Below are 9,315 nucleotides of genomic sequence, written 5' to 3'. Positions count from 1 at the left end.
ACTAGCCCCCCCTCCCCCCCCCCCCCCCCCCTCCCCCCCCTCCCCCCCCCCCCCCCCCCCCCCCCCCCCCCCCCCCCCCCCCCCCCCCCCCCCCCCCGCGCCTCTCGGCCGGGCCCGCCCCCACCCCGGGAGGTACCGCTCGGAACATGCCTTGACCTGGGGTTATTTACGTCTCAGTACCCGAGCGGTACCGTGGGGGCATGCCTGCTCTCAATGTGGAGTTCAGCGACCGCGAACTGGAGGACCTGCGGCAGATCGCCAAGGAGCGCGGCACGTCCATGAAGGCGCTCGTGCGGGAGGCGGCCGCGGCCGACATAGCCCGCCACCGGGCGCTGCAGGAGGGCGCGGAGGCGTTCCGCCGGTTCTTCGCGTCCCACGCCGACGAGTTCGCCGCCGCGTTCCCGGACGACGAGCCCCCCGCCAAGGGCGAGGGACGGGCCGCCTGACCGATGGCCCCCGTCCTGCACATCGACGTGCCCTGGCTGCTCCAGCGGCACGAGGAGGTCCTTCCGGACCAGCCCAGCATCAACGACTTCTCCGCGCTGGTCGCCGCCGTCGCCCGGCACCGCGTCGACCCGCCCCGCCTCGGCGTCGACTCCGATCCGGCCTGGCGGGCCGCGGCCCTGCTGCACACCCTCGCCGTGCTCCGGCCGCTGCCGTCGGCCAACGCCCGCTTCGCCTGCGCCACGGCGGTGGCGTACATGTTCGTCAGCGGCGTCGGCATCGACCCGCCCTACGGCGCCCTCGTCGACCTCGCACGCGATCTGATGTCCGGCACGACGGACGTCTACGGCGCGGCGGACCGGCTGCGGTCCTGGCAGATCTGAGGGGATTCCGAGGGCGGGGGAACAGGGCCGGCGGCCGTGCGCGGGGGAGCCGCCGGCCTGCGCGGTGACCTCAGGGGAGAGCCGGGACCAGTCGACCACGCCCCGGTGCGCGCCGGGAGCGTGCGCGGCCCACCCGGTGGGTGTGCGCGGTTCGCACGGGGCGCGAAAGGCCCCCGGCGCGCTCGCGCGCCCCTTTTGCCGCACCGGATGTGAGCGAGGGAAAACCCGGGCCGAAAGCCGGTGCGCGGGGGCACGGACCCCCCTTCCCTTTCTGACTTTCTGTCAACGCGCAGATCTTGCTCAACCGCCTTGTTGCTCCCGCGCGGGTTGTGCGAGAGTGAGCCACCCGTGCGGGGGGTAAAGCCGGGGCGCGCGCCAAGCCGATGAACCGGGCCCGATTCACCGTCGGTGAATTCGCCCCCGCCGCGCCAAAGAGGTATAAACCATTCGGCCTCCCTTTTCGGCGTCGGAACATCTGCGTCACTGCGCGTGGGAAAGGAACCATCTCAGTGCCCACCCCCCACCCCCCTCGACCTCCGTACCCCCCACCCGGCGGGGACCCGGGGGAGTCCGACGAACGTCTCGCCGCCCGGTTGCGAGGCCGTCCGGAGGGCGAGGCCGCCCGCGCCGTCGCGCTGCTGACGGCGCGGCACTGGCAGTCCGCGCACGACTACGCGGCCGTCTGCCTCGCCTCGTCCGGACAGACCGCGGCGATGGTCACCGGAGCCGCCCTGCACCGGGTCCTGGACCGGGTCGCCCTGGGCGAACCGGCCGTCGCGCTGCGTCCGGCGCTCCTGGCGGCCGTGCGGGACACGGTCCGGGAGTGGGCCGCCGACGACCGAATAGCCGATGTTCTGCCCGTGCTGCGGAAACCGGCGGGTGGACGCGGTATGCGCACGGCGGCGACCATGACGCCGGAAAATCGCGCCCTCGCCCAGCGGGCATTCCGCTCCCTGCCCGCGGACGCGCGCTGTTTGCTGTGGCACGTCGAGGTCGAGGCGGAGCCCATTTCCGTCCCGGCCGGTCTGCTCGGCATGGATCCCGATCTCGCGTCGGGCGCACTCGAACGGGCACGTGACACATTCCGTCGCGGATGTGTCCACGCCCATCAGGAACTGTCACCGACGAAGGACTGCCGCTTCTACAACCGCCTCCTCGACGTCCCCATCCGCCGGGGCGGGGCCCTGCTGCCGGACGTCCGGCAGCATCTGGCGGAGTGCCGTCACTGCCGGAACGCGGCGGAGCAACTCAGCCACTTCGAGGGCGGGCTGGGCACGCTGCTGGCCGAGGCGGTCCTCGGCTGGGGCGCCCGGCGCTACCTCGACTCACGTCCCGGCCGCGCGGCGGCGGGCCCCCGCGGTGGCCGCGCGGGCCGCCGCGGTCGGCGCGGCGGCGGGCCCTCCGGCGGCAGCCGTCACCGGCACCGCCTGCTGTCCCGGATCCCCGTCCCGGACCGTCTCACGGGCATCGCCCTCCCGGATCCGGTGCGTTCCACCCGCACGCTCCTCACCGGCCTCGGCGCCGTCTCCGCCGGGGTGCTGGTGAGCGTGCTCATCGCCGGGTCCTCCACACCGGACGGCGGCGCCGCCGACCCGACCGGCGCCACCGGGATGGCGGGCGGCAGGGCCGCCGTGCCGTCGGCGTCCCCGCCCGGGGCCGCCGGACTCCCCAGGGCGCCGGAGCGCACCCGGCTGCGCAACGTCGCCTCCGGCCTGTGCCTCGACACCCGGGCCGAGCCCCGGGACGGCGTCGGCGCCCGGCTGGCGGAGTGCTCCGCGCAGTGGACCCAGCAGTGGACCTACGAGGACGACGGGCGGCTGCGCAGCGTGGCCGACCCCGGCCTGTGCCTGGACTCGCACAAGGACGCCGGCGTGGTCGTCCTCGGCGCCTGCCCCGACCAGGGCGACCGGCGGGGCGACGACGTGCGCTACGACCTCACCGGACAGGGGGAGCTGCTGCCCCGCTGGGACGGACAGCTGGCCCTCACCCCGGCCGCCCTCGACGCGAACGCCGACATCGTCGTCAAGGTGCGCAGCCGGACCGCGGACCAGCGCTGGGCGGCCGAGCCGGTGCGGTCGGCCGGGGGTTCCCTGTCAATCAGCGGCACCGGGGCCCCGGCCGCGCGGCACGCGGAGCTGACCCGCCCGGTGATGTGAGCCGTCCCCCGCCGGGGCGGGAGGAGCCCCCTCCCGCCCCGGCGGCCCGCACCGGGCGGATCAGGCGGGCTCCTCCACGAGGTCGGCGGGACCGACCGTGTCCGGTGCGGCGTGTCCCGACAGGGCGAGGGTGAGGTCCAGCTCGGCGAGCAGGCAGCGGATCACGTGCTCCACGCCCGCCTGCCCGTCGAGTCCCAGCCCGTACACGTACGGCCGGCCCAGCAGCACCGCCCGCGCGCCGAGCGCGAGGGCCTTGAAGACGTCGTCGCCGGTGCGCACCCCGCTGTCGAACAGCACGGTGAGCCGGTCGCCGACGGCCCGGGCCACGCGGGGCAGCGCGTCCGCCGCCGCGACCGATCCGGCCACCTGGCGGCCGCCGTGGTTGGACACCACCACGCCGTCCATCCCGGCGTCGGCGGCGCGGCGGGCGTCGTCCGGGTGCAGCACGCCCTTGAGGACGATCGGGCCGTCCCAGTTCTCCCGGAGGAAAGCCAGGTCCGGCCAGGTCTTGGCCGGGTCGGCGAACATGCCGACGAAGTGCATCACCGCCGCGTTCGGGTCCTCGTGCACCGGCTTGGCCAGTCCCGCCCGGAAGGCCGGGTCCGAGAAGTAGTTGGCGGTGCCCACCCCGTGCAGGAACGGCAGGTACGCCTGGTCCAGGTCGCGCGGCCGCCAGGACAGCAGGGGAGTGTCCAGGGTGACGACGAGCACCGTGAACCCGGCGGCCCTCGCCCGCTCCAGGAAGCTCCGGGCCACCTCCGGGTCCTTCGGCCAGTACAGCTGGAACCAGCGTTCCGCGTCGCCCATCGCCTCGGCGACCTGCTCCATCGGGGTGCTGGACGCGGAGGACAGGACGAACGGGACGCCCTGCGCGGCGGCGGCCCGGGCGGCGGCGGACTCGGCGTCCGGATGCATGATCGACAGCACCCCGACCGGCGCCAGCGCCAGCGGCGCCGGCAGCGCGCGGCCCAGCACCTCCACCGACAGGTCGCGCGCGTGGACGTCCCGCAGCATGCGCGGGACGATCCGGCGGCGTTCGAGCGCGGCCCGGTTGGCGCGGGCCGTGCTGCCGTCTCCCGCGCTGCCCGCCACGTAACCGAACGGGCCCGGCCCGAGCCGCCGCTCGGTCAGCTCCTCCAGCCGGGTGAGGTCGGTGGGCAGCCGGGGCACGGCGCCCGCCATCCCGTTCAGGTAGATCTCGTACTGGAAGTCCGCCCAGTGCCTCGCCATCCGTTCCGCCCTGTCTCGTCGAGCCGCGTGGTCCCGACGCATACTGGTCGGTATGCGCCGGGCGCGTCCAGCGCCGGGCGGCCGGGGTTCAGCCGTCGGCGGCCGTCTCGTGCAGGACGCGGGCCGGTTCGCGCGGGCGGGAGGACATCGGCCGGTGCCCGGTGTCCATCGTGACCGGCTCCCAGCCGCCGCTCCTCAGCGGCTCCGCCGCCGCGGGCGGGGGCTCCTCGCCGTCCAGCAGGCACTTGACGTAGGTCGCCGGCAGCACGCCGGGCGGCCGCTCCAGGACCGCCGGCTCGGTGAGCGTCGCGCCCGGGTGCGGGCTCGCGCCGCCGACGAGGCGGGCGATCTGCTCGTCCGTCAGGCCCTGGCCCGCGCAGTCGGCGGCCTCGGGGGGCGGCCGGAACCCGCCGTTGTCCTCGATCGCCCGGCGGACGTGGTCGCTGGGCCGGCCCGCGAGGAACGGCTCGCCGGCCACCGGCACGCTCGCGTCGACGAACACCACCCGCCGCAGCCGGTCACCGACCAGCCCGGCCGCCTGGCCGACCGGCACACCGGAGTAGCTGTGGCCGACGAGGACCACGTCCCCCGGAGCGAGCCGCTCCACCTCCTCGACGACGTCCCGGACGTGAGTCTGCTGTCCGGCCGGCCGGTCCTGTTCCTCCGCGAGACCGGACAGCGTCAGGGGGCGGGCCTCGTGCCCGGCCGCGCGCGGCCCGGCCGCCACCTCGTCCCACGCCCACGCCGCGAGCCGGGCACCGGCCACCCACATGAACCGCGTCATGGCGGCACCGTGACGGCCGCCACCGACAACGCCGTTCACCCGTCGCCGGCGGCGGGCCCCTCCTCCCCGGGCTCGCCGCCCGGCCCCCGGTCCCGCACCCGCTGGACGTGCTCGAGGGACTCGCGCAGTTCGGTGAGCCAGTCGTCGGTGTGCCGCTGGACCAGCCGGACGCACCAGGCCAGCGCCTCGCTGCGGCTGCGGGCCACCCCGCCGGCGATGAGGGTGTCGAGCACCTGCCGCTCCGGCTGGCGCAGCCGGGTCATGACGGGCGCGGCCACATGGGTGAACAGGGCGCGGCGGCCGTCGCACTCCACGCCCCAGGAGACCTTCCGGCCGAAGCGGTGCTCGGCGTCCCGGGCGACCGACATCCGGGTCTCCCGGGTGCGTTCCCGGAATTCCTGGATCCGGCCCTCGACCGCCGCCTCCCGCTCGGCGGGCGAGGCGTCCTCGGCCGGCCGGGGCCCGGGGATGCGGCCGATCACCGTGATCTCCTCGCGGTCGACCGTGACCTCGGTCAGCTCCTCGAAGAGGTCGTCGGGGAGCCGGCCCGCGAACCAGCCCCGCAGTCGTTCTCGCTGTTCTTCGGTAATCATGTAATGACCATTACTCGCGCTTCTCATGAACACAAGGCGTCGCGGAATGGTCTGCCGACAGCAGAATCGGAATGTTTCCAGCCGATTAACGAGCGGCCGGTATTCGGCCATCTGGCCACTTCGCGCGGTCGGGAACCGTGCGGTTGCGGGGCCGACGTCCACATCTTCTGTGACTTCCCGCCACTGATTCAACACGCAATGTTACCGAAATCCACACGGTCGAGATGAGTTTCCGTCGCGGACTCGGCAGACTCCCGCTCGCCGGCCCGGCACCGACCGAGCACGGGGCGGCGACTCACAAAACGAGCGGAAGGATGCACACAATGCGGAACACCGCGCGCTGGGCCACCACCCTCGGCCTCACGGCCGCCGCCGTCTGCGCCCCCCTGGCCGGGGCCGCTTCGGCCGCCCCGGGAAGCGGCCCCTCCGCGCTCTACGCCCCCTCGGCCCTGGTGCTCACCCTGGGGCACGGCGAGAGCGCGGCCACCGTCACGCCGGAACGCGCGGTCACCTTGACCTGCGCCCCCGGGCCGTCGGGCACCCACCCGTCCGCGGCGTCGGCCTGCGCGGAACTGAACGGCGTCGGCGGCGACCTCGACGCGCTGACGATGCGGGAGGGCGTCTTCTGCACCCAGGAGTACGACCCGGTGGTCGTCACCGTGGACGGGGTGTGGCGGGGACAGCGCGTCTCCTATGAACGGATCTTTCCCAACGAGTGCGTGATGAACGCCCACGGTTCGGGCGTCTTCACGTTCTGAGACCGGGATCGCACGGTTCCCGTGACCGCGCGGTGGCCCGCGGACTGGGGAGTGCGGACCACCTCGCGGAACGTGCGATCCCGCGCGAGGAGGCCGGCGGGCGGAGTGGGGCCGCCCGCCGGCCTCCGGAGCCTCACGGCGGCCCGGTCGTCCGGCGCCGGGGGACCTCAGGGCTCCCGGGACTCCCGGGGCCGGTCCCGGTGACTGGTGTCGCACCACGGGTAGCGCCGGCTGCGACGACAGGTGCACAGCGCCACGCGGAAGCGGTCGGAGGACACGAGCGTGCCGTCCTCCAGCTCCACCTCCACTGGCCCCTCCACCAGCAGGGGGCCCTTGCGTTGCACGGTGACGCGGCGCGGGGCGTCAGACGGGGAGTTCGGCACGGACCACCACCAGCTCTTCCTTGTCCTCGGCCGGGGACAGCAGCCCCCGTTCCCGCAGCCAGTGCTCCCTGGACCGCAGCACCGGGCCGAACGCGATGTGCCGGCGCCGCGTCACGGCGGCCTTCATCCCGGCCTCCCGCAGATGCCCGAGCGTCGTCCGGGGGCCGCTGAGCGCGGACTGCACCAGCAGCAGCACGCCGCCGGGGCGCAGCATCGCCGGCGCCTCCCGGCAGATCCGGTCCAGCACGAGCCGCCCGTCACCGCCCGCGTCCCAGGCCCGGGCCGCACCGCGCGGCGGCCTCCCGGCGCCGGGCGCCGGGACGTACGGGGGATTGGCGAGGATCAGGTCGAACGACCGGCCCCGCACCGGTTCGAACAGGTTCCCGCGCCGTACTCGGACCGGGACGCCGGCCGCCAGCGCGTTCAGCCGCGTCGCGCACACCGCCCGCCACGAGACGTCGACCGCGGTCACGCGGGTGCCGCGCCGGGCGGCCTCCAGGGCCAGGGCGCCGGACCCGGTCCCCAGGTCGAGGACGTCGGCGCCCGGGGGGACGGGCTCGTCGGACAGGGCACCGGCCAGCAGCTCGGTGTCCTCCTGGGGGGCGTACACGCCCGGGAGTGCCAGTGGATTCACAGCCACCCGGGTACCCCCGTCCTCAAGAGACATGGGTGAACTCCCGGGACAGGGGCGTACGCAGTGACGACCGGCCCGCGCGCCAGTCGGAGAGCAGCCGGTCGCCGAGCCGGTCCTCCACGAACACCGTGGCGTCGACGCCGAAGGCGATGTCCGGGGCGAGATGGGGCTCGTCCTCCAGCAGGCCGCCGATGACGTCGTGGCGGACCACCTGCTCGTGCACCGCGTCCGCCTCCACGTGCTCGTCGTAGAAGTGCTCGGCGGCGGGCCCCGCGCCCGTGCGGCGCATCGCCTCGGCGAGCCGCCGGGAGCCCGGGGAGGAGGTGATCTCGACCGCCGCGAAGTGGCCCACCAGAGCGCCCCGGAGGGAGCGGTGCAGCCCGAAGAGCGACATGAGGTTCACCGTGACCAGGAGTTCGGCGCACGCGGCGTCCAGGTAGCGGCCGTACGTCGTGTCCAGGCCCAGGTCCGTCATCAGGTCGGCGAACAGGCGGGCGTGCACCCGGTCGGGACGGCCGCCGCCGTACTCGTCGAACTCCACCGCCGCCATCGCGGCCTTGGCGCGCCCCTGCAGCCGGGGCAGCACCCAGGCGTGCGGGTCGGCCTCCTTGAGGTGGTACAGCGACCGCTGCGCGGCGTACTCGCGCACGTGCCACAGCTCCCCCTCGTCCCGCAGGAAGTGGCTGACGCCGGTGCCGTCCACCGGCTCCAGCAGGATCGGGGCGAGCGCGTCGTCGACGGTGTCGCGCCGGGGGACGTCCGCGCGCAGGGCGGCGAGGAAGCGCTCCTCCAGGGCGGCGCGGGTCCGCAGCAGCTCCGGGTCCCATTCGAGGTCGGGCGCCACGCCCGCGAAACCGCGGTAGTGCAGCTCGTAGCACAGGTACAGGGCGAGCTGGAGATCGTCGCCGTACACGGGGGCGGCGGCCACCTGCCCGGACGCGGGCAGCGGGCCGGTGGCCCGCAGGTACTCCTCGACGGCGGCGCTGAGCGGGCCGCGCGGCGCGGGCAGCAGGGGTTCTTCGAGGCGGTGTTCCATGGCCCCCGGGTACCCGGAGCGCGCCGGGGCACCCCGCCTGCCTGCCCGCCCGGGCGCCCGACCGGGGGTAATTTGTGCCGGTATGAAGGCACTAGTGATCAACTGCACCCTGAAGAAGTCGCCGGAGACCTCCAACACCGAGGCGCTCTTCCGCACCGTCACCGAGCAGCTGCAGAAGGAGGGCGTGGAGGTCGACGTCGTCCGCGCGGTGGACCTGGACATCGCCCCGGGCGTGGTCAGCGAGGCCGTGCACGAGGGCGACGCCTGGCCGGACGTCCACGCGAGGATCCTCGCCTCCGAGATCCTCGTCATCGCCTCGCCGACCTGGCTCGGCCAGCCGTCGTCGGTGGCCAAGCGGGTCCTGGAGCGGATGGACGCCATGCTCTCCGAGACCGACGACGAGGGCCGGCCGGTCGCCTACAACCGGGTCGCGGGCGTCGTCGTCACCGGCAACGAGGACGGCGCCCACCACGTGATCAGCGAGATCACCGGCGGCCTGCAGGACATCGGCTACACGATCCCCGGCCAGGCGTGGACCTACTGGAACCAGGGCCCCGGCCCCGGGCCCAGCTTCCTCGAGGGCGGGAGCGGCCACGACTGGTCGCGGAAGACCGCCCGCGCCATGGCCGCCAACCTGCTGGGGGTGGCCCGCGCCCTGGCGGCGCGGCCGCTCGGGCCGCCGCCGCAGTGACGGGACGCCCTCCTCAGTCCTCCCGGGCCTCCTCCTGTGCCCGGGGACTGGGCGTGACGGCGTCCCCGTCCCCGCCCCGCCGGTGGTGCTCGGGGGGTTCCTCCTCCCGGGTGCGGCGCTCGGCCTCCTCGACCTCGTGCAGCACCTCCTCGAGGGCCGTCCGGGGCTCCTCCCGGTCGTCGTGCTCGGACACGGACGTCTCCTTTCGTCGGTGTGGTCCCGC

Annotated in this window: 12 protein-coding genes; 5 read left to right on the top strand and 7 right to left on the bottom strand. The window is 74.9% G+C overall.

Annotated elements, in window-relative coordinates; translation table 11 throughout:
• Positions 1-200: 200 nt before the first annotated feature.
• The 3 genes from ACZ56B_RS01775 (at position 201) to ACZ56B_RS01765 (ending at position 2,983) form a co-directional block, all read left to right on the top strand.
• Positions 201-446, top strand: coding sequence for a hypothetical protein (locus tag ACZ56B_RS01775; RefSeq protein WP_004979459.1), 246 nt, complete (start codon positions 201-203; stop codon positions 444-446).
• A 3-nt stretch (positions 447-449) separates the two neighbouring features.
• Positions 450-827 (top strand): toxin Doc, encoded by a 378-nt coding sequence (locus tag ACZ56B_RS01770; RefSeq protein WP_081236069.1) that lies wholly within the window; start codon positions 450-452, stop codon positions 825-827.
• A 509-nt stretch (positions 828-1,336) separates the two neighbouring features.
• Positions 1,337-2,983 (top strand): RICIN domain-containing protein, encoded by a 1,647-nt coding sequence (locus ACZ56B_RS01765; RefSeq protein ID WP_468785142.1) that lies wholly within the window; start codon positions 1,337-1,339, stop codon positions 2,981-2,983.
• Between the two features lie 60 nt (positions 2,984-3,043).
• Here the strand turns inward: ACZ56B_RS01765 and ACZ56B_RS01760 are convergent, their stop codons facing one another.
• The 3 genes from ACZ56B_RS01760 to ACZ56B_RS01750 all read right to left on the bottom strand — a co-directional run bounded on the left by ACZ56B_RS01760 (position 3,044) and on the right by ACZ56B_RS01750 (position 5,590).
• Positions 3,044-4,213 (bottom strand): lactate 2-monooxygenase, encoded by a 1,170-nt coding sequence (locus ACZ56B_RS01760; RefSeq protein WP_468785140.1) that lies wholly within the window; start codon positions 4,211-4,213, stop codon positions 3,044-3,046.
• An 88-nt stretch (positions 4,214-4,301) separates the two neighbouring features.
• Positions 4,302-4,997 (bottom strand): alpha/beta fold hydrolase, encoded by a 696-nt coding sequence (locus ACZ56B_RS01755; RefSeq protein ID WP_468785139.1) that lies wholly within the window; start codon positions 4,995-4,997, stop codon positions 4,302-4,304.
• Positions 4,998-5,032: 35 nt separating this feature from the next.
• Entirely contained in the window at positions 5,033-5,590 is a 558-nt protein-coding gene (locus ACZ56B_RS01750) for a hypothetical protein (RefSeq protein ID WP_468785137.1), read from the bottom strand.
• A gap of 323 nt (positions 5,591-5,913) precedes the next feature.
• Between ACZ56B_RS01750 and ACZ56B_RS01745 the strand changes: the two genes are divergently transcribed.
• Positions 5,914-6,348, top strand: a complete 435-nt coding sequence (locus tag ACZ56B_RS01745) for a subtilase-type protease inhibitor (RefSeq protein ID WP_468785135.1) — start codon at positions 5,914-5,916, stop codon at positions 6,346-6,348.
• A gap of 167 nt (positions 6,349-6,515) precedes the next feature.
• On the opposite strand, the gene ACZ56B_RS01740 is transcribed toward ACZ56B_RS01745, so the two are convergent.
• The 3 genes from ACZ56B_RS01740 to ACZ56B_RS01730 are packed head-to-tail and all read right to left on the bottom strand — an operon-like array spanning position 6,516 to position 8,401.
• Positions 6,516-6,731 (bottom strand): CDGSH iron-sulfur domain-containing protein, encoded by a 216-nt coding sequence (locus ACZ56B_RS01740; RefSeq protein ID WP_004979451.1) that lies wholly within the window; start codon positions 6,729-6,731, stop codon positions 6,516-6,518.
• Positions 6,712-7,398, bottom strand: coding sequence for a HemK2/MTQ2 family protein methyltransferase (locus ACZ56B_RS01735; protein WP_468785133.1), 687 nt, complete (start codon positions 7,396-7,398; stop codon positions 6,712-6,714). Before ACZ56B_RS01735 ends, ACZ56B_RS01740 begins: the two co-directional genes overlap by 20 nt.
• A complete protein-coding gene (locus ACZ56B_RS01730) occupies positions 7,388-8,401 on the bottom strand; it encodes an iron-containing redox enzyme family protein (protein WP_468785131.1) in 1,014 nt (337 codons plus the stop codon). Before ACZ56B_RS01730 ends, ACZ56B_RS01735 begins: the two co-directional genes overlap by 11 nt.
• 82 nt (positions 8,402-8,483) lie before the next feature.
• Between ACZ56B_RS01730 and ACZ56B_RS01725 the strand changes: the two genes are divergently transcribed.
• Positions 8,484-9,092, top strand: coding sequence for a flavodoxin family protein (locus tag ACZ56B_RS01725; RefSeq protein ID WP_468785129.1), 609 nt, complete (start codon positions 8,484-8,486; stop codon positions 9,090-9,092).
• Positions 9,093-9,105: 13 nt separating this feature from the next.
• On the opposite strand, the gene ACZ56B_RS01720 is transcribed toward ACZ56B_RS01725, so the two are convergent.
• The gene (locus tag ACZ56B_RS01720) at positions 9,106-9,285 is read right to left on the bottom strand and encodes a hypothetical protein (RefSeq protein WP_468785127.1); all 180 of its coding nucleotides are present in this window, start codon (positions 9,283-9,285) and stop codon (positions 9,106-9,108) included.
• Positions 9,286-9,315: the final 30 nt, after the last annotated feature.

The sequence above is a fragment of the Streptomyces sp. NPDC034670 genome (genome assembly GCF_055574875.1).
This window is presented reverse-complemented; position numbering and strand designations above follow the sequence as displayed.

Excerpts from the sequence above, each read along its gene's own strand:
- ACZ56B_RS01775 (WP_004979459.1), top strand. The coding sequence starts at position 201 with ATGCCTGCTCTCAATGTGGAGTTCAGCGACCGCGAACTGGAGGACCTG.
- ACZ56B_RS01770 (WP_081236069.1), top strand. The coding sequence starts at position 450 with ATGGCCCCCGTCCTGCACATCGACGTGCCCTGGCTGCTCCAGCGGCAC.
- ACZ56B_RS01760 (WP_468785140.1), bottom strand. The coding sequence starts at position 4,213 with ATGGCGAGGCACTGGGCGGACTTCCAGTACGAGATCTACCTGAACGGG.
- ACZ56B_RS01755 (WP_468785139.1), bottom strand. The coding sequence starts at position 4,997 with ATGACGCGGTTCATGTGGGTGGCCGGTGCCCGGCTCGCGGCGTGGGCG.
- ACZ56B_RS01750 (WP_468785137.1), bottom strand. The coding sequence starts at position 5,590 with ATGATTACCGAAGAACAGCGAGAACGACTGCGGGGCTGGTTCGCGGGC.
- ACZ56B_RS01745 (WP_468785135.1), top strand. The coding sequence starts at position 5,914 with ATGCGGAACACCGCGCGCTGGGCCACCACCCTCGGCCTCACGGCCGCC.
- ACZ56B_RS01735 (WP_468785133.1), bottom strand. The coding sequence starts at position 7,398 with ATGTCTCTTGAGGACGGGGGTACCCGGGTGGCTGTGAATCCACTGGCA.
- ACZ56B_RS01730 (WP_468785131.1), bottom strand. The coding sequence starts at position 8,401 with ATGGAACACCGCCTCGAAGAACCCCTGCTGCCCGCGCCGCGCGGCCCG.
- ACZ56B_RS01725 (WP_468785129.1), top strand. The coding sequence starts at position 8,484 with ATGAAGGCACTAGTGATCAACTGCACCCTGAAGAAGTCGCCGGAGACC.